The organism is Geobacter sp. (genome assembly GCF_027327745.1).
In the GTDB taxonomy this organism is placed as follows: Bacteria; Desulfobacterota; Desulfuromonadia; order Geobacterales; family Geobacteraceae; genus Geobacter.
Genome location: NZ_DAHVYG010000059.1, coordinates 21,280 through 44,594, shown reverse-complemented (window position 1 = coordinate 44,594; position 23,315 = coordinate 21,280). Strand labels below are relative to the sequence as shown.

Genomic DNA, 23,315 nt, shown 5'->3' with positions numbered 1-23,315 from the left:
GCCGACGAACCAACGCCGGCATGGGGGTGAAAGCGCAGCGGGCTAATGCCGGTGGCAGATCAGATGCTGCGAGTGGATACCGAAGAAGTCCGACATCTCCGGCGAGTCGCAGAAGGAGTCGAAGCCGCCGTAGAAGACCACCCGCTTGTCGAGGTAGAGGAGCCGCGAGGCGTAGCGGCCGATGGAGCCGCTGTCGTGGGTGACAAGGATCACCGTCGTCCCCCGGCTCCTGTTCAGGTCCCGGATGATCTCGTAGAAGCTCTCCCGGGTCTCCGGGTCGAGGGCCGTGGTCGGCTCGTCGAGCACCAGGAGCTCCGGCTCGTTCACCAACGCCCGGGCCAGGAGCACCCGTTGCCTGAGCCCCCCCGAGAGCTCCCCCACGAGCCGGTCGCGGATCGCCCCGATCCCCATGAGGGTCAGCACTCGCTCCACGGCGCCGGCATCGCTGCGGGCCACGCGCCGGGGGAACCGCCGTCCCGCCAGGAGCCCCAGGGCCACCACCTCGGCGACGGTGGCCGGGAAGTGGGGGTTGAAGTGCTGGAGCCCCTGGGGAAGATAGCCGACCCGTTGCCACGCGTCGAAGCGGGAAAGCCCGGTCCCGAAGAGGGTGACCGTTCCCCGGTCGGGTCGGGCAAGCCCGAGGATGCAGCGGATCAGCGTGCTTTTCCCAGAGCCGTTGGGACCGCCGACGCCGACGTAATCCCCCGCCGTCACCTCGAAGGTGACGTCCCGCAGCGCCTCGGCGCCGTGGTAGGCGAGGGAGACCCCGTTTACCGCCACGACCTCTACCGGCATTGGAGCCCCACCCGGAGGTTTTCGAGGTTCCGCTCCATGAGGGAGAGGAAGGTGACCCCCCGCGCCAGGTCGTCCCGGCCGATGGTGTGGGCGCCGTTCAGCATCAGGACCGTGGCGCCGGTCTCCCGCGCGATGGTCTCCGCGGTGCGCGGGTCGAGCAGTTCCTCGGTATAGATCACCTTCAGCCCCTCCTGCCGGATCTTCTTCACGAGCTCCGCCAGTCTGGCCGGGGTCGGTTCGGCATCGGCGCCGGCGGCGTAGGCCGACTCATAGTGCAGCCCGTAGCGGTTGGCCAGGTAGCCGAAGGCGTAGTGGCCGCCGTGGAGAAAAGTCCGTTTGGCGCACGTGGCGAGCCCCTGCCGGTACCGTTCGTCCAGGTCGGCAAGCTTCGCTTCGTAGGCGGCGGCGTTGGCCCGGTAGTACCCCCGGTTGGCCGGGTCCCGGGCCTCCAGGGCCGCCGCGATGTTGGCGACCATCACCCGGGCGTTGGCGAAATCGAGCCAGAGGTGGGGATCGATTCCCCCGTGGTGATCCCCGTCGTGATCGTCCCCCCCGGCCGTCTTCAGCAGGCGCGCCCCCCTGCTGGCATCCACCACGGTGAGGTTCGCGGCGCCGGCCCCCTTCACGAGGCCGGCGGCCCACGGCTCCATGGCGGGATTGGTGTAGATGAAGAGGTCGGCCTTGTGGAGCCGGACGATGTCCTCGGGACGGGGCTCGAAGCTGTGGGGCTCCATCCCGGGGGGGAGGAGCATCGTCACCTCGGCCCGGTCCCCCGCCACGTTCCGGGCGAAGTCGTAGACCGGGAAGATCGTCGCCACGACCCGGAGCTTTCCGCCCGTGCCGGCCTTTTCCCCCTTGTTCGTACACCCCGGGGCGCCGGAAACAACGACGAGCAGTCCGAGTAACAAGAGCAGCCACCGTCTCATTGCGCCCCCTCCCCCGCCGCTGCGCAATCGCGGCAGTATCCGTTCAACTGCAGGAGATGGGAGACCACCCTCCCCCCCACCCGCTGTTCGACCCCCGCGAGGCTGCAGAACTCCAGGTCCTCCACCCGCCGGCACGACAGGCAGACGAAGTGGTGGTGATGGCTCCGGTTGCCGCAGTAATAGTAGTAGAGCTTCCGGTCCGGATGGAGGATCGTGGTGACGACGCCGCCGGCGGCCAGTTCGTCGAGGTTGCGGTAGACCGTCGGGAGTCCGATCCGGCTGAACCGCAGCTTCAGCTTCCGCCAGAGCTCCTCGGGACTCGCGTACCCTTTCTCCTCCGCCAGCAGATCGAGGATGGCCCGGCGCTTCGGGGTGATCTTCAGGTTGAGGTCGCGGAGCAGCACGTCAAAGTGGCAGGTCATGGCATCGTCCCGTACAAACGGAAATCATTTCCATTTAAAATACCTTCTCCCGACCGTTTGTCAAGACGGGAAACGCCCGCCGTTGACTCCCTCCGACAGATGGGCTACAGTGACCCGGTCCGCAAGGCCACCAGCCTCTATCCACCCACATCAGGCGGGCGCTTTTCACCCCGCAAGGAACACCATTCCCCTCGGTCCAGGATCCCATGAAAGCAGGATACGGCAGGCGGACACCATCCCCGGAAGAGCTGGAGCTTGAACGCAAGCGCAGGGAGTTCCATCTCCTGGAGCGGCGCCTTGCGAAGCTGGAACACGAACTGGACGACCTGCGGGAGGAGATTGGCGAGTTCGAAAAGATCTACGCCGAGAAGATGGCCGCACGGCTCAGGGAGCTGGACCAGCTGAAACAGGAACTGGCCCGGGCCGAGGCGGCCGGCAGCGGCGATGGAGAGAAGCCCCGTCCGCGTTGCCGCTCCGGCCTGCGGGACGAGAAACCGGCACGGGAGGAGATCCCCCAGGTGCAGACGGGGAGCGTCGGGACGGCGCAGAACGAGAGCATCAGGGTTCTCTACCGGAAGGTGGCCAAGGCGATCCACCCCGACCTGGCCGGCAGCGAGGATGAGCGAAAGCGGCGCCAGAAGCTGATGGCCGAGGCGAACCGCGCCTACGCCGAGGAGGACCGGGTGACCCTTCAGGCGATCCTGGAGGAGTGGGAGCTCTCGCCAGAGGCCGCCGTGGTCGTCGGCACCGCCGGGGAGCTGGCGCTGCTCACCCGCCGGACAGCCCGGCTGGAGGAATGTCTCAGGTCGGTGGAACGGGAGATCGCGCGGCTGCGGAACTCGGAGATCTATCGGCTCGTCCAGCGGGTGGAGGAGGCGAAGTGGCGGGGCCGCGACATCATCGCCGAGATGGCGGCGAATCTCGACAATGAGATCCTCGCCGTCTGCAGGATGCTGAACCGATTCAACCGCCCGCGCCGGGTAGCCGAACCGGAACTCCCCGCCGCCCCCCCCGCCGACGTGGCATACCGCACCGTCCGCTTCCCCCCCGACCGCCCCCTCGGCACCCTCTTCGTCCGGGAGCGGAGCTCCGGGAACTTCCTCGACTGGAAGAGGCTCGGGGAGGCCCTCGGCGACGTGGCGGTGCCGGCGGGGAAGTCCCTGCGTCTAGATATCCGGGAAGAAGAAGCCGCCGGGATCGACCTCCTTGCCACCCTGGCCCCTGACGACCTCCAGGCCTGCTTCCTCTACGGCGCCAGCGACAACGACCTGACCCACATCCTGCGGCTCACGGGACTGGAGGAGCTCTATCTTGCGGGGGACGGCATCACCGGCGAGGGGCTTCTCCACCTCCTGGAGCTGAAACGGCTGGAGCGGATCTACCTCTACGATACCCGGGTGAGCGACGCCGGACTCGTCTGCCTGAGGCACCTCCCCCGCCTCCGCTCCGTCACCCTCTGCAACGCCCCCGTCACCGATGCGGGGGTCAACCGTCTCCGGCTCGCCCTCCCCTCCTGCCGGGTGGTAACTCTCCAGAGCGGGCGCCGCTAGCTCCCCGCACCCCTCACCCCGCCAGCGCCCGCCCCAGGGCCGCCAGCAGCAGATCGTTCTCCTCCCCGCCCCGCACCGCCACGCGGAAAAACCGCCCGTCGAGCCCCCGGAAGGTGGAGCAATCGCGCACGAGGATCCGCTCCTCCCGCAGTCGCCGGCAGAGCGCCGGGGCATCCGGCCCCGCCGTGATCTCCACCAGGATGTAGTTCGCCGTCGACGGAAAGGGGGAAAGGCCCGGCAGGCGGGTAAGCCCCGCCGCCAGCCGCTCCCGCTCCGCCGCCACGAGATCCCGGGTGCGGCGCGGATAGGAGGGGTCGGCGAGGGAGGCGATCCCCGCCACCTGGGCAAGGGTATTGACGCTCCACGGCTCCCGCAGGGGGGCGAGCCGGGCGATGGTCCTCGGGTGGCCGACGGCGGAGCCCAGCCGCACCCCCGGGATGGCGAAGAACTTGGTCATGGAGCGGAGCACCACCACCCCCTCCCGCTCCGCCGCCAGGGCTACGGCCGACTCCTCCTCGCAGAAGTCGATGAACGCCTCGTCCAGAACGAGGAACGTGCCGCGGCGGTGGCAGATGTCGAGAACCTCCGCCACCCCGGCGCGGGGGATGAGCCTGCCGGTGGGGTTGCCGGGGTTGCAGAGAAAGAGGAGGGAGTGCCCCCCGGCCCCAAGCCGCTCATTGAGGGAGGATGGCGAAAGCGTGAAGCCGTCTGCAGGGGAGAGGTCAAGGTAGTCGACCTCCCGGCCGCCCCGGGCGAGGCTCTTGGCGTATTCGGAGAAGGGGGGGGCGACGATGAGACCGCGCCCCGCCGCCGCCAGGCTGGGGACGAGGTAGATCAGCTCCGTGGAGCCGTTGGCGACGCAGAAGCACTCCGGCGCGAGGCCGTGGCGGCGGGCCAGGGCGTCGCGCAGCTCGGCGGCGTCGCTGTCGGGATAGTGGACGAGCCGGTCGAAGGCGGCGGCCAGCGCCTCCCGCACCCCCGGCACCGGACCCAGGGGATTGATGCTGGCGGAGAAGTCCAGGATCTCCTCGGGCGGGACTCCGAGGTAGCGGGCTACGGCGAAGACGGTGCCGCCATGGTCGAAGGTGTTCTTCACAGGCTCTCCGTGACGATGGAATGAATCAGCCAGAACGCCGCCAGCACCCCCTCGGCGCCGTACATGAGGCGCACGGCCCCGCGCCAGCCCCCCGCGTCGAGGGGGCGGAGCGGGTCGCCGATGGTCGGTTTCTCCACCGGCTTTCCGAAGTAGCGGTTCGTCCCGCCGAGCCGCACCCCCAGCGCGCCAGCGGCCGCCGCCTCGGGGATGCCGCTGTTGGGGGAGGAGTGGTTGCGGCCGTCGCGCTGCATCATCCGCAGGGCGTTACGCCCCGAAAGCCCGACCAGCGGCGCCGCGAGACAGATCAGCACCCCGGTGAGGCGGGCGGGGACGAGATTCGCCAGGTCGTCGAAGCGGGCCGAGGCCCAGCCGAAGCGCCGGTAGCGCTCGTTCCGGTACCCGACCATGGAGTCGAGGGTGTTGACCGCCTTGTAGGCCAGGGCCAGGGGCGCCCCGCCGATCATGAGAAAGAGGAGCGGCGCGATCACCCCGTCGGAGGTGTTCTCCGCCACCGTCTCCACGACGCCCCGCCAGATCTCCGACTCGTCAAGATCCGCCGTGTCGCGGCCGACGATGCGGGAGAGGAAGCGCCGCGCCTCCGGCAGGTCGCCCCGGACCAGGGCGTCGGCCACGAGCCGCGACTCCCCGTGGAGGGAGCGGGCCGCCAGGCAGGTCCACCCCAAGAGGGCCGAAACGGCGACCCCGGCGGCGGGGTGGAGGAGCTCCGCCCCCCGCACGAGCCCCCACGCAATGCCGAAGGTGGCACCGACGGTCAGGACGAGGAGGAACACCCCCGCCGCCCGCTCCTCCGCCACGATGCGGCGAAGGAGCTTTTCGAGCAGGGAGATGAGCCTTCCGATGAGGACAACCGGATGGGGGAGCCACCGCGGGTCGCCGAGGAGGAGGTCGAGGGCCACGGCGCCGATGATCGCAACTGCGGCTCCCGTCACCGGGGGAGTCCGCAGAGGGCGAAGAGCCGCTCCAGGTCCAGGTGCCGTTCGAGGTGCGCGGCAAGCTGGTCGAAGGGGTCGGCCTCCTGCTCCGCGGCCGGGCGCTCCTCCAGCCCCTTGCCCCGGCGAAGGCGGTTGAGGAACGAGGTCCGGAAGCTGGCGTTGTCGAAGATCCCGTGGAGGTAAGTGCCGAAGACCCGCCCGTCGCAGGAGACGGCGCCGTCCAGGACCTCCACCGGCTTCCCCGAACGCGCCATCACCCGGGCGAAGGGGCGGACGGAGCCCCCGAGGATCGTCTCCCCCAGGTGGATCTCATATCCCGCCAGCTCCCCCCGGCAGCGGGGGGCCACCTGGAAGCCGGCGGGGAGGAGCTGGGCTGAAGCCTGGTGGGTGGTCTTGCGTTCCAGCATCACCGTCACCACGTCGAGGAGCCCGAGCCCCTCGGCCTCCCGGATCGACGACTCCACGGCATGGGGGTCCGAAACCCGCTTGCCGAGCATCTGGTACCCGCCGCAGATGCCGACGATGGCCCCGCGGAAGGCCCGGATCGCGTCGAAGAGTCCCCGCTCCGTCAGGAAGAGGAGGTCGACGGTGGTCGCCTTGCTTCCGGGGATGATGAGGAGGTCGAGCCCCCGGAGCTGCTCCTCCCCCTCCACGTAGGTGAGGTGCACGTCCGGCTCCCCCTCCAGCGCGTCGAAGTCGGTGTAGTTGGAGATCCTCGACAGCTTCACCACGCCGATGTTCAGTTTTTCTCCCCCGAGTCCCGAGTCCCGAGTCCCGAGTCCCCGCTTCTCCAGCGCGACGCTGTCCTCCTCGGGGATGCGGAACCCGGTGAAGTACGGCACCACGCCCAGGACCGGCACCCCGGTCCGCCGCTGCACGAAGTCGATCCCCGGCCCGAGGAGCGAGGCGTCCCCCCGGAACTTGTTGATGACCACCCCGGCGATCCGCTCCCGCTCCGCCGGCTCCAGGAGCTCCAGGGTACCGACGATCTGGGCGAAGACCCCGCCGCGGTCGATGTCGGCCACGAGGATCGCCGGGGCGCCGGCCATCTCCGCCACCCGGAGGTTGGCGATGTCATGGGCCTTCAGGTTGATCTCGGCGATGCTCCCGGCCCCCTCGATGACGACGAAGTCGTGGGCCGCCGCCAGCCGCCCGTAGCTCTCCCGCACCCGCTCGAAGGCGGTCGGCTTGTAGACGTGGTACTCCTGCACCGCCATGTTCCCGACCACCGTCCCCTGGACGATGACCTGGCTGCCGGTGTCGGAGGAGGGCTTCAGGAGGATGGGGTTCATGTCGGTGTGGGGAGGGATGCCGCACGCCGCCGCCTGCACCGCCTGGGCGCGGCCGATCTCCCCCCCCTCCGGGGTCACGGCCGAGTTGAGGGCCATGTTCTGGGACTTGAACGGCGCCACCCGCACCCCCCGGTTCTTCAGGAGGCGGCAGATGCCGGCGGTGAGGACCGATTTCCCCACGTCGGAGGCGGTGCCGCAGATCATCACGGCTTTGCCGGGATTCGGGGCTGGGGGCTGGGGGCTGGGGGCTGGGGGTTTACTCTCCTTCCGGGCCCCGAGTCCCGAGCCCCGAGCCCCGGCGTAGCCGCGCGGCGTCACCATCCGTCCCTCCCGGTCGACAAAGGTGGAGGAGTTGCCGACGATGACCAGGGAGAACATGTCGATGGGGGTTTCGAGCATCCGCCCGAGGGTGGTGACGAAGCGCTCCTCCCCCTCACGGAGGGCGTTGCGGACGATCCCCACCGGGGTCTCCGACGGGCGGGCGGCGAGGAAGATCGAACGCGCCTCCTCGATCTGGGTCACCCGTCCCTTGCTCCGGGGGTTGTAGAGGGCCACCACGAAATCGGCCGCGGCGGCCGCCACCAAGCGCCGTTCGATCAGGTCCCAGGGGGTGAGGAGGTCGGAGAGGGAGATGACGGCGAAGTCGTGCATGAGGGGGGCGCCGAGGACGGAGGCCGCCGCCTGGACCGCCGAGACGCCGGGGACGACGACCACCTCCGGGGGGGCGGCCATCTCCGCCGCCAGCTCCAGGGCGAGCCCCGCCATGCCGTAGATGCCGGCATCGCCGCTGGAGACAAGGGCCACGGTCTTTCCCGACGCGGCGATGTCGAGGGCCTCGCGGCAGCGCTCCACCTCCCTCATCATCCCGGAGGAGACGATCTCCTTCCCGGCGATGAGCGGCTGTATCAGCTCCAGGTAGGTCCTGTAGCCGACCACCACCTGGGCCGCGTCGAGGGCCTCGTTGGCCTGGAAGGTCATATGGTCGAGATCGCCGGGACCGATGCCGACGACGTAAAGCTTGGACATCAAACACCTCATGAGTTCAGGGGATTTCCGCGATGGCCAGGGTCACGTTGCCGCTCTTGATCTTCTTGAGGATCAGCTTCCCCCCCCCCGAAGCGAGGACCGCGGCCGGCTCGGCGACGCCGGTGGCGCCGATGGCCCCGAAGGCGTGGGCGGAAGGGGGGGACGGCACGGGGACACCGTTCAGCTCCGCGCTCTCGAAGAACCGAAGCGGCAGGTGATGCTTCTCCGCGAAGGCGAGGAGCCCCGCCTCGACCCGCTTGGCGGCGGCACTCCCGATGCAGGCAACGCTCTTGAGGGAGAGGAAGAGACGCTTCAGGTGACTCACCACCACCTCTTCGATCTCCTCGGCAGGGGTGCCGCTGTTGCAGCCGATGCCGATGGCCAGGTTCCGCGGCCGCAGGACGAGAAGGTTCTCCGCCTGGGACTGGGGGGGGAGCCGCCGGTTGGTGACGAAGACGAAGCCGCGGGCGCCGCTCTGGAGCGCCTCCACGAAGGTACTGTGGAAGGTGAGCCGTCCCCGGCCATGGAACCAGATCCGGACCCGGTCGGAGGGATCCACCACGGCGATCTCCTCCCCCTCCAGGAGCATGGCGTTCAGGCTCTTCACCCGGCTGAGGTCGTCGATGGCCCACCCTCCCTCCTTGGCGAGCATATCGAAGGAAGGCAGGTCATTGGCGTCGGTGGCGGTGGTGATCACCTCCCGGGCGCCGGTGACGAAGGCGCAGCGGCCGGCGAGCTCGTTGGCCCCCCCGAGGTGCCCCGAGAGGAGCGAGATGGCGAACCTGCCGGCGTCGTCCATCACCACCACCGCCGGGTCCCGATCCTTCCCCGCCAGGTGCGGCGCGATCATCCGGACCACGATCCCCGCCGCCATGATGAAGACGAAACCATCGTACTCGGGCCAGAGCCGGGCCACGAGCCCCTTCAGTTCCCCTGAAAACGGCACCGCCCCCTTCCCCGCCTGCCCCGCGAACTTCTGCAGCACATGGAGCTGCGCGCTCCCCAGGCCGTCCCGCAGCTGGGTGCCGAGGCGGGCGCCGTTGCGGGTTATGGCGATGATGGCGATGCGCATGGAAGCCCCTGGACAGCGACGTGCAGCAAGGAATTGCTACGTGATGACACCTTTGCGGAACTCGTGGGAAAACTCCCGGTCGTAGAGGAGCGACTTCGCCTTCACCCCTTCCCGTCGCGCCCGAAGCACGTCGCCGACGAGAATCAGGGCCTGCTTGCCGATGCCGGCTTCTTTCACCTTCGTGGCGATGTCGGCCAGGGTCCCCTCCACCACCTCCTCGTCGGGCCAGGAGGCCCTGGCCACCACCGCCGCCGGCGTTGCCGGCGTATAGGCCCCCTGCAGCAGCTCCGCCACCACCCGTTCGATCATGGAGACCGAGAGATAGATCACGAGCGTCGCGCCGATCTTCGCGATCCCGGCAAGGCTTTCCCGCTCCGGCACCGGGGTCCGTCCCGCCAAGCGGGTGATGATGACCGTCTGGGAGACCTCGGGGAGGGTCAGCTCCTGCTTCAGGGTGGCCGCCGCGGCGAAGGCGCTGGTCACCCCCGGCACCACCGCGTAGGCGATCCCGAGCCGGTCCAGCTCCGCCATCTGCTCCTGGATGGCGCCGTAGATGGAGGGGTCGCCGGTATGGAGCCGCACCGCCCGCTTGCCGTCGGCCACCGCTTGGGCCAGCACCTGTGTCGTCTCCTCCAGGGTCATGGCGGCGGAGTCGTACACCGCGGCGTCGGGGGCGTAGGTGCGGACCAGCTCGCGGTCCACGAGGCTTCCGGCATAGACGACGACATCGGCCTCCCGCAGCAGGCGCGCCCCCTTGACCGTGATCAACTCGACATCGCCGGGGCCGGCGCCGATGAAGTGGACGATGTTGTTTTCAACCACAGAGGACACAGGGGAAAACCTCTCCGAACTAAGCATAGTTAAACAGGAAAAATCGGAAGAAAATTAACGATCAGGCGAGTACTTTGCTTTCTTCTCAAAAAGTCGTGGCTGTGGAAATTCTATGATCTTCTTGCCGTGATACACCAGTCCTTCGTCATCAACCTCATTCCCCCAGCACGCCCAACCGGGATGGGGGTGTCGAGCAAAAAGCTCTAAATAGGGTCCTGGGCTACAAGACTCAATAATATTGTACTGTTCGTCCGGCTTCCGCGAATGTTCTCGTTTGTTAGACGAAATAATGTTTACCTGGGTCCTCCCAGGGTCAAGAGTTCTTAAGCTACCTCTGACTCCAAAAAGAATAATTTCGGTAACATTTCGGAAGTAGAAACCAACCCCTCTACCATCTGGTCCACCATCTTTTCGTGTTTTGTACCAAATCAAGTTTGTCTTATAAATAAATCCCCAACGCCTCATTACTTCCAAACCCTCGGCCAGTAACGCATTTGGAACCCAAAGATAAAGATGGCTTTGTGGTGCGGCCAACATTGGCACCGGCAACTCCATGATTTCTTCCAATTCCATAGTCGGATACCGGAGAAGACGCTGATGTTCTGGCGCCATTTTCCCAGTTCTGTTTGAGAAGCGCCATGGCGGGTCTGCAAGTATGGTCCCATAGTGGCCTTTGACTCTCTTGAGTAAGTCCTCTGAAGCAGAAAGCTGCTTTTTCATTTAAATATCCTCTTCATAAAGGGTTCTGCGAATTCCAAAGATCAGAATGGGGCAGCCAGCACCTCCACCGCCTTCGATACGAGGTAACAGCTTACTCATGTGCGTGGTCGATGAACCATAAGAACTTCCCCTGCCCAGATCATCGAAGATTTCCTGCAACTCATCACAACGTGTAATAATTACGCCAACACTAATGGCTCTGAGATCGAAAAGCAGGCGGAAGTTATTGAGATCTCTATCGAAGAATGAATCTTTTGTTCCATTCAATTTCCAAAGCAATCCTGTTTTTATAACAATCGATTTTGTGGGTCGGAGAGTCCATAACTTTTTCATCGACTGTGACTTCTACTTCCTGACGATCAGCAGCGACAGGTAATCGAGCTTCTCCCCCACGAGCCGCTCCAGGTCGAAGACCACCTCTTCCTCGCTTGACCCGACCCGGCGGATGAAGACGGCGCTCCGCGCCAGCCCCAGCTCCTTCAGCAGGGCGTGGACCCGGTCGAAGACCCGGTTCACTTTCATGAGGATCACGGTGTCGAAATCGGCGAAGGTCTGGCGCAGTTCGTCATCCTCGTAGGTGGTGGGAAGGATGGCAATCCGCTCGGCCGCCATCCCGAGGGGGACGCCGGCGGCGGCCGCGGCGGCGTTGATGCTGGAGATCCCCGGGACGATCTCGATGGCGATCTCCGGATGGCGCTCCCGGAAGATCCGGTAGAGGTAGAGGAAGGTGGAGTAGAGGAACGGGTCGCCGATGGTGATGAAGGCGACGTCCCTCCCCTGCCGGACTTCCTCCGCCACCTCGGCGGCGGCCTTATCCCAGAACCCGTCGAGCCCCGCCTGCTCCTTCTTCATGGGGAAGACCTGGCTGATGATCCGCTGGCGGCTCCGGTCGAGGAACGGCTCCACGATGGAGAGGGCGTAGCTGGCGGCGTCGGCCGCGCCGGTGGGGGCGCAGATGACGGGCGCCTGGCGGATGATCCGCTCGGCCTTGCGGGTCAACAGCTCCGGGTCCCCGGGGCCGACGCCGACGGCGTAGATCTTCGCCACTATTCCTCACCTTTCCGGGCGGTGATGATGTAGACCGGATTCAGCGCCTCGAACATCTTGTACTCGGTGAGCCCCCGGGTCTTTGCCACGTTGATGCAGGCCACCTCCACGGTGTAGCCGTGGTCCTCCAGGAACTCCACCGCCTTGGTGAGGGTGTCCAGGGTGACGGCGTTCAGGACGATGACCCCCTCGGGCCTGAGGCGCCGGTCCACGACGTCGATGATCTCCTCCAGCATCCCGCCGGAGCCGCCGATGAAGACCCGGTCGGGGTCGGGGAGGTCGTCGAGCCCCTCGGGGGCGAAGGCCTCGATCAGCATCACGTTGCGGGCGACGAACTTCTTCAGGTTGCCACGGATGAAGGTGAGGTACTGGGGGTTCTTCTCCAGGGCGAAGATCCTCCCATTGGGGACGAGGTTCGACGCCTCGATGGAGACCGAGCCGCTTCCGGCGCCGATGTCCCACATGACGAGATCGTCCTGCAGCCGGAGCTTGGCCAGCGTCACCGCCCGCACCTCCTGCTTGGTGATCAGTTTTTTGGCGGTGGCGAACTCGTCGTCCTCGATGCCGATCACCGGATACTGGGCGAGCTGGGGCTCCCACGCCTTGATGAGGATCAGGATGTTGAGCTCCGAGGCTGGGAGTTCCAGGAGCCCCTTCACGTCGGTCCTGGTGAATTTCTCCTCCGGCAGCCCCAGGTCTTCGCAGAGCCACGCCTCGTACCCCTCGGCGCCGCGGTGGATCAGTTCCCGGGCGATGGCCGCCGGGGTGTTGACCTTGTCGGTGAGTACCGCCACCTTCTCGGCGGCGACGATCCGGTCGACGGCGGGCTTCAGCCCCCGGCCGTGGACCGAGACGAAGATGGCGTCGTCCCACGGCTCCTTGATCCGGGCAAAGGCATACTGGACGCTCGTAACGTTGGGGAAGATCTCGATCCGCTCCTTGGGGAGGTTGCGGAGGAGGAACCGGGCGATGCCGAAGAAATTGGGATCTCCGGAGCCGAGGAGCACGGTCTTCTTGTCGGTGCCTTTGAGTTCCTCCAGGAGGATGGAGAGGTCGCCCAGCTCCCGCTTCTTCCCCCGGAAGTCGGGGAAGATGTCGAGGTGACGCCGGTGACCAATGAGGATCTCCGCCTCATTGATCACCTCCAGGGCCTTGGCGCCGAACCCCTCCCACCCCTCGATGCCGGCACCGACGAGATAGATTTTCTGCTGCGGCATGGGATACCTCCAGAATGCACGAATCGCACGACAGAAATTTTAGCCGAAATATAGCACCGTTGCAGCATACCCCGCCAGCAAAACCTCGATATCGAGGCCTGGGGCAAACCGCCTCGCCGCCTCCCGCGCCCGGGAGCAGACGAGTTCCATGAGGAGGGGGTCGTTCCCCGACTCCTCCAGCACCTGCCGGGCGGTGTTGGGTGAAAGGCCGGGACTCGGGACTCGGGACTCGAGTCCGGTTTCACGAAGCCATTCCGCCAACACCTTCAGGTCGAGTTCCGAGGAGGAGACGTGGGTCTGCTCGTGGCCGCAGGCGATCTTGAGGAGCTTGGCGAACTGGCCGGCAAGGATCACCCGCCGCACCCCCTTGCGGGCGCAGGCCCGAAGCGCGTACCCCACGTGGTCCCCCATCATGACGAACGCCTCCTCGGGAAGCTTCCGGTCAGTCCCGAGTCCCGAGCCCCGAGCCCCGAAGAATTCCTGCGCCGCCACCTCGCTCGTCCTCCCGGTGGAAAGGACCACCGTGTCGCTGCCGCAGGCAAGGGCCACGTCGAGGGCGGCGTCGAGGGTGTCGGTCCAGGCCTTGGCGGAGATCGGCTTCACGATGCCGGTGGTCCCGAGAATGGAGAGCCCGCCGACTATGCCGAGGCGGGTGTTGAGGGTCTTCTTCGCCAGTTCCTCGCCGTTGGGGATGGAGATGGTGACGGTAAGAACCTGCGGCAGGCAGACCACCGGGAACTCCTCCCGGACCCCCTCGGTGATCATCCGCAGTGGCACCGGGTTGATGGCCGGCTCCCCCACCGCCACGGCGAGTCCCGGCTTGGTCACCTTCCCCACCCCCCGGCCGCCAGTGACGAAGACCATCGTCTTCGCCCCCGGGCGGTTCAGCGGCTCGCGCCGGACCGTGGCGTGGATCTCGGCGCCGTTGGTCACGTCCGGGTCGTCGCCGGCATCCTTCACCACGAAGCAGGAGGCGCTCCGCGCGTCGAACTCCTGCCCCCGGAGGCGAAACGTTGCCCGATCGCCCAGCGGAAGGACGATCTCGATCTCCTCCAGGGGCCGCTGCTCCCGGAGCATCCGGGCCGCCCCCTTGGCCGCCGCCGCCGCGCAGGCGCCGGTGGTGTAGCCGTGGCGAAGCTGTCGGGTGGTCACGGTTACTCCAGCACCACCGGCAGCGGCCCGCCGCCCGCCAGGAGAGCCAGGGTCTTCTCCCGGATCTCCCCCTTTCCGAGCTCCTCCTTGCCGACCATCTCCTCCACGTCGATCCGGACGATGCCGGTGATGGCGAGCTTCTCCTCGCGGTAGGGGGCAAAGGAGGCGCCGGGCTCGTATTTCTTCATGAGGGCGTCCAGCGCCAGGACCTTCTCCGCCGCCTCCGTCACGAGCCGCGCCCGCCCCCGGATGATGACGCTGCGGTAGAGGTACTCGGCGCGGCAGGGGTTGTCGGGCGCCCCCTTGACGTAGGCGATGGGGAGGTCCGCCTCGAAGCAGACCCGCTCCTCGTGCCGGATCTCGTCGAGCTTCTCCCCCTCCGGGGCGCAGTGGAAGTAGATCCGCCCCTCGTGCCAGGCGAAGTTGAGCGGCTTCACCATGGGCCAGCCGTCGCGCCCCACGGTGCCGAGGCGTCCCACGTGGCAGCGGTGCAGGAGCTCCACGAGGAGGGAAAACTCGGTGATCCGCTTGTTGGCCTTCCTCATGACATCCCCTCCCCCGCCAGGATCAGCAGCGCGTTCACCACCGCCGCCGCCACGTTGGATCCCCCCTTGCGGCCGCGGTTGGTGATAAAGGGAATCTCCGGGAAATCGCGCTCCAGGTCAAGGAGCGCCTCCTTGCTCTCGGCGGCCCCCACGAACCCCACCGGCAGCCCCACGATCAGGTCGGGGCGCACCCCCTCCTCCCGGATGAGGCGGAGGAGCTCGAAGAGGGCCGTGGGGGCATTGCCGATGACGAAGATGCCGTTCTCCGGGTTGGCGGCGGCGGTGCGCATGGCCAGGAGCGACCGGGTCACCCCGAGTTTCTGCGCGGTCTTCGCCACCAGGGGATCGGCCACGAGGCAGCTTCCCCGGATGCCGAAGGCGTCCAGCCGTGGCCGGCTGATCCCCGAGAGAGCCATGGTGGTGTCGGTGACGATTCCCCGCCCTCCCCGCAACGCCGCCACGCCGCGCGCCACCGCATCGCGGGAGAATACCATGGTGCGGGCATAGTCGAAGTCGGCGCTGGTGTGGATCACGCGGCGCACCACCGGCCACTGGGCCGGCGACCAGGGGTGGGGGCCCACCTCGGCATCGATCATCCGGAACGATTCGGCCTCGATCTCCTCGGGGCGCAGGTGGACCGACATCAGTGCCACCCCGTGGCGGTGAGGGCCTCGGCGATGCGGTCCACCGCCACCTCGGCCAGCTTGCGGTGCACCCCCAGGTGCCCCCCCATGGCGAACTCGACGGTGGGGTAGCGCCGCCGCGCCTCGGCCATCTCCTCGGGGAGGTCCTCCTGGACGTGGGCGCCGACGAAGAGGAAATAGGGCATCAGCAGCACCCGCTCCGCCCCCCTGGCCACGCAGGCGTCGACCCCCTCCTGGATGTTGGGGAGGTGCTGCTCGCGGAACGAGACCTCGACGATTTCATGGCCGGTCATCTCCTTCACCATGGCGGCGATCTCCCGCACGGCGTCGTTCGCCTCGGGGATGCGGCTGCCGTGGGCCATGAGCAGTATTGCGGTTTTCATGTCAGCTCCTTTTCGATTCCATCATCTCCACGATCTCCCGCCGCGCCTCGCCGATGGTGAGGGGAAGGCGGTGGAACGGGAGGCCGTCCTCATGCTTCAGCCGGTGGATCAGCTCGGCGATGTGGGGAAGCCGCAGCTTCACGCTCTCCAGCTCCGCCGGGGCGGTGAAGACCTCTTCCGGCGTACCTCCCCGCACGAGCCTTCCCCGGCTCAGGATGTGGAGCCGGTGGAGGAAGAGCGGCACGAGGTCCACCGAGTGGGTCGCCATGACGACGGTGACCCCCTGGTCGCGGTTCAGGCGAGTGAGAAGCTCCATCATCCGGTACTCCCCCATCGGGTCGAGGCCGGCGGTCGGCTCGTCCAGGAGGAGCACCTCGTGCCCCATGGCGAGGAGCCCGGCGATGCAGGCCCGCTTCTTCTGGCCGTAGCTCAGGGCGTGGATGCTCTTGGCGGCCAGCTCCGCCAGTTCCACGGCGGCGAGGGCCGCCTCGACCCGCGCCTTCACCTCCGCCTCGCCGAACCCCATGTTGCGCGGCCCGAAGGCGACGTCCTCGAAGACGGTGTGGGCGAAGAGCTGGTCGTCGGGGTTCTGGAAGACGAGCCCCACGGTCCGGTAGATGTCGCGGGGGTGGAGCCGGCGGACGTCGCGGCCGTCGAGGAGCACCGCTCCGTCGTACTCCTTGATGAGCCCGTCCATGATCCGCAGCAGGGTCGTCTTCCCCGAGCCGTTGGAGCCGAGGATGCCGCAGAACTCCCCCCGCGCCACCTCCAGGCGGATGTCGGAGAGGGCCCTCGTCCCGTCGGGATAGGCGAAGGCGCGAATGTCGACCGCGAACCGCACTACATCCGCCATAGGAGCCCCATGACGGCCACGAGCGCCACCGACCCCGCCACCTCGCCGGCCCGCAGGGGGCGGTGCCGCAAAAGGGGGAGGGTGCCGTCATACCCCCGCTGGACCATGGCGGTGGTGACGGTCTGGCTGTTGTCGAAGGCCTTGATGACCAGTGCCCCGGCCAGGGTCCCGAAGGAGCGCAGCCCCCTCCGGAGGCCGGCATAGCCGAGGCGGTTCTTTTGGGCGGCGTAGACCACCTGGGCGTCGTCGAAGAGGACGAAGAGGTAGCGCCAGGCAAAGAGGGCGACCTCGATGAAGCCGCGGGGGACGCGAAGCCACGAGAGGGCGGCCATGAGATCGGTGAACGGCGTGGCAAACCCCACCGCCGCCACCACCGACACCGCGCCGGCGATCCGGGAGGCGATGGCGACCCCCGCGGCGAGGCCGTCGCGGTGGCCGACTATCTCCAGGCCGAAGCAGGAAAAGGCGAAGAGCGCCTCGTGGCCGCTGAAGAGAAGCTTCAGCACTATCACCATGGCTGCGATGAAGATCGGCTCGGCAAAGCGGACGAAGAAGAGCCGCGGCGGTACCCCCATCCAGAGGCAGAGCCCGAGCGAAAGCCCGGCCACCGTGAGCGGAAAGGCGCCCCCCCTGCTGCTCATGACCAGGACGAGGAGCGCCAGGGCCGAGACGAGCTTCACCCGCGGGTCGACCCCCGCGAGGAAATGGGTATTCGGTATGGGATTGACGATCTGATGCATAGGGTCAGTGGCCGTTCCGGCGGGTCACGGCGCTCCGCCGATTCCCCGCTCCTCCATGTATCTTCTGAGCCGGTCGGCGTGGTCCCGGTCGTCGTTGTTCAGGGTCTGCAGGATCCTGATGGCCTCCGAACCCTGCGCCGCCGCCATGGCGCGCTGAAGGTGGATCTCCCCCGCCGACTCCTCAATGGTGACGGCCAGCCGGAAGGCTTCGACCCGCTCCGGGGGCTCCAGCTCGAACGCTTCGATGAGACGCTCCAGCTCCCGGTTCATTTCCTTCAGGGAGTCCACCGACTCGGGAAGGATCTCCCGCGGAAAGATCCCGGCCGACACGAAATGCTTTCTGGCGAGCCGCAGGAGGAGGGCGTGGTTTTCCTCCTCGATGGAAAGGGTCTGCCAGAGCTCCCCGTCCTCGGGGAAATAATCCTGGAACAGGGCATAGAGCCGTGAAACGTTCATCTCCAGGGAAACCGCCTCGTTGATGAAGCTCTCCAGTACCGCATCCACCCAGCCATTGGCTCCATTTCCGTAGATCACACCAAAGTCCGCCATCAAGACCTCCCCCTGTCGGGCAGTGTCGGGGCGGCGGCCGGTACCGCCGTCTTCCGTCCCGTTCGTGGCCCACAGCTTACCGCAGTTGGCGGGACAAGAAAATTCAAAATTGATGTATCACCGGGGCATCCCTCCCCCTGCACTTACCCCGCGTCGTCGCCCCGACGGTCCCGCTTTTCCGCCACGAGTGCCCGCCACCAGTACCCTGCCGCGAACCCCCCCGTCGCCCCGGCCAGAAGGAAGACGAAGAGGAGGAGGTCCCCCCGGTCGGTGTTGATGAGGGGCTCCCGCGCCTCCCGGCCGTGTTCTTTGGCAACCTTCTCCACCACTGTCTCGTCCACGCCGCTCCACTTCTCGGCGGCGCGGGAGAGGTGAGGCGTGAGGAGCAACCCTCCCAGAAACACAGCGAGCAGCAAGGCGACTGCACCGGTCGCCGGTCGCCGGTCCCCGGTCCCTGCCGGGATTACCCGCATCTTCACGAGGAGATCAGGGCGCTTGCGGTGGAGGAGCACCACCATTCCGGCGGTCATGGCCCCCTCCAGGATGCCGAGGGGGAGCTGGGTCGGGATGAAGGCGACGAATATCTTGCTGAAAAGTGGCCAGAACGGCTCGCTCCCCCGAATGCCGGCGGTAAGCTCCGCCGAGGTGGCGAGGTAGGTCCCCCAGTCGGCGACGATCCCTGCCGCAAAGCCGGCCACCGCCAGGTTCGCCCCCATCGCACGGAGCCCACGGAAGACTAACCACCCGGCGCAGGAGCCCACCACTCCCATGGAAACGATGTTGGCCCCGAGGGTCGACAGACCGCCGTGGGCGAGGAAAAGCGCCTGGATCAGGAGCGCCACGGCGCTGATTACCACCGAGACGAAGGGCCCGACGAGGATCGCCGAGATCCCCGTACCGCATGGGTGGGAGCAGGTGCCGGCGGAGGGGACCGGGATCGGCATGCAGGAGATGATGAAGACCACCGCCGCCATGAGCCCCACCAGCGGCTTCACCGAGAGGTCGTCCTTCGAGAGGTCGTTCATCCGCCGCACCCCCATCGCCACGAAGGGCGCCGCCACGGCAAACCAGACGGCGGCCCAGCCGAAGGGGAGGATCCCCTCGGAGATGTGCATGGCATGGGCTGGGGTGGCCAGCAGAAGGAGCAAGCACTCTATAATAAGCACCGTTTTCATGACAACCTCAAAACCTTCTTTCAACACGGAGAAACGGAGAACACGGAGAGAACTGAAGGCGGCGCCACAAAAAATTCAACGAACGAGAACGACATGCAAAGCATTGCAGGTTTCACCTTGGAAGATTCACTGTGCATGGTTCTTTTCTCCGTGCTCTCCGTTTCTCCGTGTTATTCGCTCCTTAAATCTTATCCCCCCGCAGGTCGGCCGCGAAGAGTTTTCCCGCCCCCCGGGAGGCGCAGAAGTCGCCGCACATGGTGCAGGTCGCCTCGTCCTCGGGGGTGCGGCTGGCGCGGATCGCCTTCGCATCCTCCGGGAAGAGGGCGAGTTCGAACTGCTTCTGCCAGTCGAGGTCCCGGCGCGCCTTGCTCATCTCCTTGTCCCGCTCCCGGCCCCGCTCCGGGTACTTGTTCATGTCGCCGATGTAGGCGGCGATTCTGGCCGCCTTCACCCCCTGGCGGACATCCTCCTCGTTGGGGAGCGCCAGGTGCTCGGCAGGAGTGATGTAGCAGATGAGATCGGCGCCGTAGCGGGAAGACTGGGCCGCGCCGATGGCCGCGGTGATGTGGTCGAACCCCGGCGCCACGTCGGTGGAGATGGGGCCGAGCATGTAGTAGGGGGCGCCGCCGCTCATCCGCTTCTGGAGCTGGATGTTCCCCTCCACCTCGTCCAGGGGGACGTGCCCCGGCCCTTCAACGAGCATCTGGCACCCCATGTCGCGCCCAAGCTCCGCCAGCTCGCAGTTGATGAGGAGCTCCTGGATCTGGGCCCGGTCGGAGGAGTCGTGGATGGCGCCGGCCCGCAGGCCGTTTCCGAGCGAGAGGACCGTGTCGTACTTCTTGAGGATCGAGGTCACCCGGTCGAACTGCTCGTAGAGGGGGTTTTCGCGGCCGTTGGCCATCATCCAGGCCACCATGCTCACCCCCCCCTTGGAGACGAGGCCGCCGTAGCGGTATCCCTGGCGCTTCAGGCGCTCGATGGTGTAGAGGTTGATGCCGCAGTGGACCGCCATGAAGGCCATGCCATCCTCGCACTGGCGCTCGATAAGGTCGAAGAGCATTTCCGGGTCGAGCCGGTTGGGGTTACCGTACTTGCGGGCCGCCTCGCAGAACGCCTGGTAGAGGGGGACGTTCCCCACCGGAAGATCCACGGCGGCGATCACCTCCCGCCGCACCCGGTCCAGGTCACCCCCCACGGAGAGCTCCATCAGGGTGTCGGCCCCGGCCTCCCGGGCGGCCCGGGCCTTGCGGACCTCGGCGTCGTAGTCGATGATGTCGGAAGAGGTGCCGATGGAGGCGTTCACCTTGGTGCGAAGCCCCTTGCCGATGCCGACGGCCTTCGGTTTTCGGTTGTGGTTCCAGGGGATGACGATCTTCCCCTCCGCCACCATCCGGCGGACGTAATCGGGGGATACCTGCTCGGCGGCGGCCACGGCGGTCATCTGGGGGGTTATGTTTCCTTCGCGGGCCAGTTCGATCTGGGTTTTCACGGCATGCTCCTTTGAAAGTATTCTCTGCAATTTGCCACAAACGCCTCCGCCAGCCCCGGATTGCTGCCGAAGTGGAGATGGACGTAGGAGGCGAGGCAGTTTCGGTAGCGGTATCCTTCACGCCCTAGGTCGACACCCCCCCGGTGGAGCCGGAAGGTCCGCTCCACCTCCGGAGGCATCTCCTCCATCTCCGAGTAGTGGAACTCATGGCCCCGGGCGATCGCACCGGCGGGGCCGAGGAGGCCGTCTGCCGCAAGCGCCACCTCCCGGTAGCCGAGGGCCTTGCGGCGCGGGAGCATCCGGGTGGCGACCGGGAAGATGCCGACGAATTCGTGCCCCCTCGCCCCGCCTTCGGCACCCCTCTCCCCTGGGGAGAGGGAGTGGGGGTAAGGGGATTCCACCCCGCGGGTGAGGTAGATGAACCCGCCGCACTCGGCGTAGACCGGCATTTCCTCCTCGATCGCCCGCCGCATCTCGTCCTTCATGGCGCCGTTGGCCGCCAGGGCGTCGGCGAAGAGCTCGGGGTAGCCGCCGGGGAGGTAGATGCCGGCGATGGCGGGCGGCAGCGCCCCGTCGGCCAGGGGGGAGAACGGCACCAGCTCCGCTCCCGCTTCTTCCAGGAGCCGGAGGTTGTCCCCGTAGACGAAGCAGAAGGCGGCGTCCCGCGCCACGGCGATCCGGAGCGGCGGCGTCGGCCGTTTCTTCGCCGCTGCCGGTTGCGGCGCATCGGGGGCACCCTGGGGAATGGCCACCCCCCACAGCATCCCGAGGTCCACCGACTCCCGCACCACCTCCACCAGGTGGTCGAGAAATTCGGCCGGCAGCGGGTTTTCCTCGGCGGTCACGAGCCCCAGGTGCCGGGAGGGGATATGGAGCCGCTCGTCCCGGGGGATGCAGCCGAGCACCCGCACTTCCGGCGCGGCGCTCTCCACCGCCTCCCGGAGGATCCGGCCGTGGTTTTCGCTCGCCACGCCGTTGAAAATCACCCCGGCGAGCCGCACCCCGGGATCGAACCCGGCAAACCCCTTCACGATGGCCGCCGCGCTCCGGGCGAGCCCCTTGGCGTCCACCACCAGCACCACCGGCGCGCCGGTGAGCCGGGCAACCTGGGCGGTGCTCCCCTCGTCGGAGACGCCGCCGATCCCGTCGAAAAGCCCCATCACTCCCTCAATGACGGCGATGTCGCTCCCCCGGCTGTGGAGGACGAAGGTCTCCCGCACGAAATCGGGACCGCACATCCAGCCGTCCAGATTGACGGAGGGGCGGCCGCAGACGAGGCGGTGATAGCCGGGGTCGATGAAATCGGGCCCCACCTTGAAGGGGGCCACGGTCAGCCCGCGGCGCCGGAGGCACTCCATGATGCCGATGGTGATGGTGGTCTTCCCCGAACCGCTGTGGGGGGCGGCGATGATGATCGATTTCATGAAGTCACCCGTTCAGAAGCTTTACCACCGCATGGCCGTCGGCGAAGTAGTCGATGATGTTCAGGCAGCAGTAGGTCTGCTCGATGGCAAAGAGGCTGGCAAGCGGCGCGCCGATGGCGCTGAGGAGGATGACCCGGTTCACCCCGCCGTGGGCCACCACCAGGACTTCCTCCCCCCGGTGGCGCTCCACGATCCCGTCGATGACCGGCATCACCCGCCGGTGGACATCGACCACATTCTCCCCCCCGGGGACCCGGTAGTTGACGATATCGGCAAACCGCGCCCGCCACTCGTCGGGGTGCTGGGCCTTGAGCTCGTCCCAACTCTTCCCCTCCCACGTCCCCATGTTCAGCTCCCGCAGCTCCGGATGCGGCACCGGCCTCACCCCCAGGTGGGCGCCGAGCAGCTCCGCCCCCCAGGCGCAGCGGGTGAGGTCGCTCGTGTAGCAGGCCGCGATCCGGGTGCCGGCGAGGCGCTCCGTGAGGGAGTGGTACATCGCCTTCCCCCGCTCCGAGAGCGCCACGTCGGTCTGGCCGTTGTAGCGGCGGACGCCGGTCCCCCCCCCTTCGACCTCGCCGTGGCGGATGAGATAGATGCGTGTCTTCGGTGTCATACGGTTACTCCGTGAAACATCCCCACGATGACGAGGAGACAGATGATCTCGTTCAGCTCGCTGGCGCAGCCGATGACGTCCCCCGTAACCCCATCGAGGCGGCGGTGGGACCAGCGCCTGATCCCCCAGGTGACGAGGTAGAGGACGAGGCAGCAGGCGAGCCCCCGGGTCCCCAGCAGCAGGTACGCAGCGGCCAGGGTCGTGGCGTAGGCGGCGACGAACTGGGGGATCCCCGCGCCGGCGATGCAGGCGGCGCCGAGGCCGTCGCTCCGCGCCCGCCGGGAGCCGACGGTCATCTGCACCTGGGCGAAGCGGGCCACGGTCGGGAAAAGGAGGAGCGCCCGCCCCTTCACCTCCGGCGCCAGCGCGAGGAGCGCCTCGTACTTGAGAAGCAGCCCGAGCACAAGCCCCACCACGCCGACGGCCCCGATCCGGGAATCCTTCATCACCGCCAGGAACCGCTCCTTCGCCCCCCGGGCCGCCAGACCGTCGCAGACGTCGGCCAGGCCGTCGTGGTGGAGCGCGCCGGTTACCCCCGCCAGGAGCACCACAAGGAGGAGGTCCGCCACCGGCCGGGGGAGATAGGGGGCCAGCAGGAGATCGGCCCCGGCCAGAAGCCCCCCGATGGTGAGCCCCACCAGGGGGAAGAGGGCCATGGAGCGCCCCAGGTCGTTCTCTTCCCAGCGGAGCCGCAGCGGCAGCGGGATGACGGTCAAAAACTGGAGGGCGATGAGATAAAGACGCATAAACACAGGGGCTCGGGGCTGGGGACTCGGGGCTGGAAAAAGCTTTTCGCTAGTC

General features: G+C 67.3%; 24 protein-coding genes and 1 pseudogene. 1 reads left to right on the top strand and 24 read right to left on the bottom strand.

The genetic code is table 11. The features are described 5' to 3' along the window. Nucleotides 1-42: 42 nt before the first annotated feature. From M6689_RS11090 to M6689_RS11080, 3 genes are read right to left on the bottom strand one after another with little or no spacing between them, the layout of a single operon-like run. Nucleotides 43-795 (bottom strand): ABC transporter ATP-binding protein, encoded by a 753-nt coding sequence (locus M6689_RS11090; RefSeq protein WP_298271544.1) that lies wholly within the window; start codon nt 793-795, stop codon nt 43-45. After that, entirely contained in the window at nt 786-1,721 is a 936-nt protein-coding gene (locus M6689_RS11085) for a metal ABC transporter substrate-binding protein (RefSeq protein WP_298271542.1), read from the bottom strand. The genes M6689_RS11090 and M6689_RS11085 overlap by 10 nt, the downstream gene beginning before the upstream one ends. Further along, complete coding sequence (locus M6689_RS11080; RefSeq protein WP_298271539.1) at nt 1,718-2,143, bottom strand: Fur family transcriptional regulator; 426 nt, start codon at nt 2,141-2,143, stop codon at nt 1,718-1,720. The genes M6689_RS11085 and M6689_RS11080 overlap by 4 nt, the downstream gene beginning before the upstream one ends. Nucleotides 2,144-2,349: 206 nt before the next feature. Here M6689_RS11080 and M6689_RS11075 point away from each other — a divergent pair, with 206 nt between their 5' ends. Continuing rightward, nucleotides 2,350-3,693, top strand: coding sequence for a hypothetical protein (locus M6689_RS11075; RefSeq protein WP_298271537.1), 1,344 nt, complete (start codon nt 2,350-2,352; stop codon nt 3,691-3,693). Between the two features lie 13 nt (nt 3,694-3,706). Here the strand turns inward: M6689_RS11075 and cobD are convergent, their stop codons facing one another. From cobD to cobS, 21 genes and pseudogenes are all read right to left on the bottom strand, one after another. Beyond that, a complete protein-coding gene (gene cobD / locus M6689_RS11070; RefSeq protein ID WP_298271533.1) occupies nt 3,707-4,789 on the bottom strand; it encodes a threonine-phosphate decarboxylase CobD in 1,083 nt (360 codons plus the stop codon). Then, the gene (cbiB, locus tag M6689_RS11065) at nt 4,786-5,739 is read right to left on the bottom strand and encodes an adenosylcobinamide-phosphate synthase CbiB (protein WP_298271531.1); all 954 of its coding nucleotides are present in this window, start codon (nt 5,737-5,739) and stop codon (nt 4,786-4,788) included. Before cbiB ends, cobD begins: the two co-directional genes overlap by 4 nt. Then, a complete protein-coding gene (locus M6689_RS11060; RefSeq protein WP_298271528.1) occupies nt 5,736-8,060 on the bottom strand; it encodes a cobyric acid synthase in 2,325 nt (774 codons plus the stop codon). The genes cbiB and M6689_RS11060 overlap by 4 nt, the downstream gene beginning before the upstream one ends. 16 nt (nt 8,061-8,076) lie before the next feature. Further along, a complete protein-coding gene (locus M6689_RS11055) occupies nt 8,077-9,132 on the bottom strand; it encodes a cobalt-precorrin 5A hydrolase (RefSeq protein WP_298271525.1) in 1,056 nt (351 codons plus the stop codon). A gap of 36 nt (nt 9,133-9,168) precedes the next feature. After that, entirely contained in the window at nt 9,169-9,990 is an 822-nt protein-coding gene (gene cobM / locus M6689_RS11050; RefSeq protein ID WP_298271522.1) for a precorrin-4 C(11)-methyltransferase, read from the bottom strand. Nucleotides 9,991-10,017: 27 nt separating this feature from the next. Next, on the bottom strand, nt 10,018-10,683 hold the full coding sequence (locus M6689_RS11045; protein ID WP_298271519.1) for an MT-A70 family methyltransferase: 666 nt from the start codon (nt 10,681-10,683) through the stop codon (nt 10,018-10,020). Then, a pseudogene (locus M6689_RS11040) lies at nt 10,684-11,005 on the bottom strand (BglII/BstYI family type II restriction endonuclease); the annotation flags it as partial. A 23-nt stretch (nt 11,006-11,028) separates the two neighbouring features. Beyond that, nucleotides 11,029-11,730, bottom strand: a complete 702-nt coding sequence (cobI, locus tag M6689_RS11035) for a precorrin-2 C(20)-methyltransferase (protein ID WP_298271515.1) — start codon at nt 11,728-11,730, stop codon at nt 11,029-11,031. Further along, the gene (cbiE, locus tag M6689_RS11030) at nt 11,730-12,947 is read right to left on the bottom strand and encodes a precorrin-6y C5,15-methyltransferase (decarboxylating) subunit CbiE (protein WP_298271513.1); all 1,218 of its coding nucleotides are present in this window, start codon (nt 12,945-12,947) and stop codon (nt 11,730-11,732) included. The genes cobI and cbiE overlap by 1 nt, the downstream gene beginning before the upstream one ends. A gap of 39 nt (nt 12,948-12,986) precedes the next feature. Continuing rightward, on the bottom strand, nt 12,987-14,099 hold the full coding sequence (locus M6689_RS11025) for a cobalt-precorrin-5B (C(1))-methyltransferase (protein ID WP_298271510.1): 1,113 nt from the start codon (nt 14,097-14,099) through the stop codon (nt 12,987-12,989). 2 nt (nt 14,100-14,101) lie between these two features. After that, nucleotides 14,102-14,644 carry a pyridoxamine 5'-phosphate oxidase family protein gene (locus tag M6689_RS11020; RefSeq protein ID WP_298271508.1) on the bottom strand — a complete coding sequence of 181 codons (543 nt, stop codon included), beginning with the start codon at nt 14,642-14,644 and terminating at the stop codon, nt 14,102-14,104. Continuing rightward, on the bottom strand, nt 14,641-15,288 hold the full coding sequence (locus tag M6689_RS11015) for a precorrin-8X methylmutase (protein WP_298271505.1): 648 nt from the start codon (nt 15,286-15,288) through the stop codon (nt 14,641-14,643). Before M6689_RS11015 ends, M6689_RS11020 begins: the two co-directional genes overlap by 4 nt. Then, entirely contained in the window at nt 15,288-15,671 is a 384-nt protein-coding gene (locus M6689_RS11010) for a CbiX/SirB N-terminal domain-containing protein (protein WP_298271502.1), read from the bottom strand. The genes M6689_RS11015 and M6689_RS11010 overlap by 1 nt, the downstream gene beginning before the upstream one ends. 1 nt (nt 15,672) lies before the next feature. Next, on the bottom strand, nt 15,673-16,512 hold the full coding sequence (locus M6689_RS11005) for an ATP-binding cassette domain-containing protein (protein WP_298271631.1): 840 nt from the start codon (nt 16,510-16,512) through the stop codon (nt 15,673-15,675). Further along, on the bottom strand, nt 16,512-17,264 hold the full coding sequence (gene cbiQ, locus M6689_RS11000; RefSeq protein ID WP_298271499.1) for a cobalt ECF transporter T component CbiQ: 753 nt from the start codon (nt 17,262-17,264) through the stop codon (nt 16,512-16,514). The genes M6689_RS11005 and cbiQ overlap by 1 nt, the downstream gene beginning before the upstream one ends. A 24-nt stretch (nt 17,265-17,288) precedes the next feature. Continuing rightward, complete coding sequence (locus M6689_RS10995; protein WP_298271496.1) at nt 17,289-17,813, bottom strand: hypothetical protein; 525 nt, start codon at nt 17,811-17,813, stop codon at nt 17,289-17,291. A 143-nt stretch (nt 17,814-17,956) separates the two neighbouring features. Beyond that, nucleotides 17,957-18,988, bottom strand: a complete 1,032-nt coding sequence (locus M6689_RS10990) for an energy-coupling factor ABC transporter permease (protein WP_298271493.1) — start codon at nt 18,986-18,988, stop codon at nt 17,957-17,959. A gap of 181 nt (nt 18,989-19,169) precedes the next feature. After that, nucleotides 19,170-20,477: a phosphomethylpyrimidine synthase ThiC gene (gene thiC, locus M6689_RS10985; RefSeq protein ID WP_298271491.1), complete on the bottom strand. Its 1,308-nt coding sequence runs from the start codon at nt 20,475-20,477 to the stop codon at nt 19,170-19,172. Then, nucleotides 20,474-21,901, bottom strand: coding sequence for a cobyrinate a,c-diamide synthase (locus M6689_RS10980; RefSeq protein ID WP_298271488.1), 1,428 nt, complete (start codon nt 21,899-21,901; stop codon nt 20,474-20,476). Before M6689_RS10980 ends, thiC begins: the two co-directional genes overlap by 4 nt. 4 nt (nt 21,902-21,905) lie before the next feature. Beyond that, nucleotides 21,906-22,514, bottom strand: a complete 609-nt coding sequence (gene cobC / locus M6689_RS10975) for an alpha-ribazole phosphatase (protein WP_298271485.1) — start codon at nt 22,512-22,514, stop codon at nt 21,906-21,908. Further along, nucleotides 22,511-23,260, bottom strand: coding sequence for an adenosylcobinamide-GDP ribazoletransferase (gene cobS / locus M6689_RS10970; protein ID WP_298271483.1), 750 nt, complete (start codon nt 23,258-23,260; stop codon nt 22,511-22,513). Before cobS ends, cobC begins: the two co-directional genes overlap by 4 nt. Nucleotides 23,261-23,315 lie beyond the last annotated feature (55 nt).

Excerpts from the sequence above, each read along its gene's own strand:
- cobS (WP_298271483.1), bottom strand. The coding sequence starts at position 23,260 with ATGCGTCTTTATCTCATCGCCCTCCAGTTTTTGACCGTCATCCCGCTG.
- cobM (WP_298271522.1), bottom strand. The coding sequence starts at position 9,990 with ATGCTTAGTTCGGAGAGGTTTTCCCCTGTGTCCTCTGTGGTTGAAAAC.
- M6689_RS11080 (WP_298271539.1), bottom strand. The coding sequence starts at position 2,143 with ATGACCTGCCACTTTGACGTGCTGCTCCGCGACCTCAACCTGAAGATC.
- M6689_RS11015 (WP_298271505.1), bottom strand. The coding sequence starts at position 15,288 with ATGTCGGTCCACCTGCGCCCCGAGGAGATCGAGGCCGAATCGTTCCGG.
- M6689_RS11055 (WP_298271525.1), bottom strand. The coding sequence starts at position 9,132 with ATGCGCATCGCCATCATCGCCATAACCCGCAACGGCGCCCGCCTCGGC.
- M6689_RS11045 (WP_298271519.1), bottom strand. The coding sequence starts at position 10,683 with ATGAAAAAGCAGCTTTCTGCTTCAGAGGACTTACTCAAGAGAGTCAAA.
- M6689_RS11060 (WP_298271528.1), bottom strand. The coding sequence starts at position 8,060 with ATGTCCAAGCTTTACGTCGTCGGCATCGGTCCCGGCGATCTCGACCAT.
- M6689_RS10995 (WP_298271496.1), bottom strand. The coding sequence starts at position 17,813 with ATGGCGGACTTTGGTGTGATCTACGGAAATGGAGCCAATGGCTGGGTG.
- cobC (WP_298271485.1), bottom strand. The coding sequence starts at position 22,514 with ATGACACCGAAGACACGCATCTATCTCATCCGCCACGGCGAGGTCGAA.
- M6689_RS11010 (WP_298271502.1), bottom strand. The coding sequence starts at position 15,671 with ATGAAAACCGCAATACTGCTCATGGCCCACGGCAGCCGCATCCCCGAG.
- M6689_RS10980 (WP_298271488.1), bottom strand. The coding sequence starts at position 21,901 with ATGAAATCGATCATCATCGCCGCCCCCCACAGCGGTTCGGGGAAGACC.
- M6689_RS11020 (WP_298271508.1), bottom strand. The coding sequence starts at position 14,644 with ATGAGGAAGGCCAACAAGCGGATCACCGAGTTTTCCCTCCTCGTGGAG.
- M6689_RS11085 (WP_298271542.1), bottom strand. The coding sequence starts at position 1,721 with ATGAGACGGTGGCTGCTCTTGTTACTCGGACTGCTCGTCGTTGTTTCC.
- M6689_RS11090 (WP_298271544.1), bottom strand. The coding sequence starts at position 795 with ATGCCGGTAGAGGTCGTGGCGGTAAACGGGGTCTCCCTCGCCTACCAC.
- cbiQ (WP_298271499.1), bottom strand. The coding sequence starts at position 17,264 with ATGCATCAGATCGTCAATCCCATACCGAATACCCATTTCCTCGCGGGG.
- M6689_RS11075 (WP_298271537.1), top strand. The coding sequence starts at position 2,350 with ATGAAAGCAGGATACGGCAGGCGGACACCATCCCCGGAAGAGCTGGAG.
- cbiE (WP_298271513.1), bottom strand. The coding sequence starts at position 12,947 with ATGCCGCAGCAGAAAATCTATCTCGTCGGTGCCGGCATCGAGGGGTGG.
- M6689_RS10990 (WP_298271493.1), bottom strand. The coding sequence starts at position 18,988 with ATGAAAACGGTGCTTATTATAGAGTGCTTGCTCCTTCTGCTGGCCACC.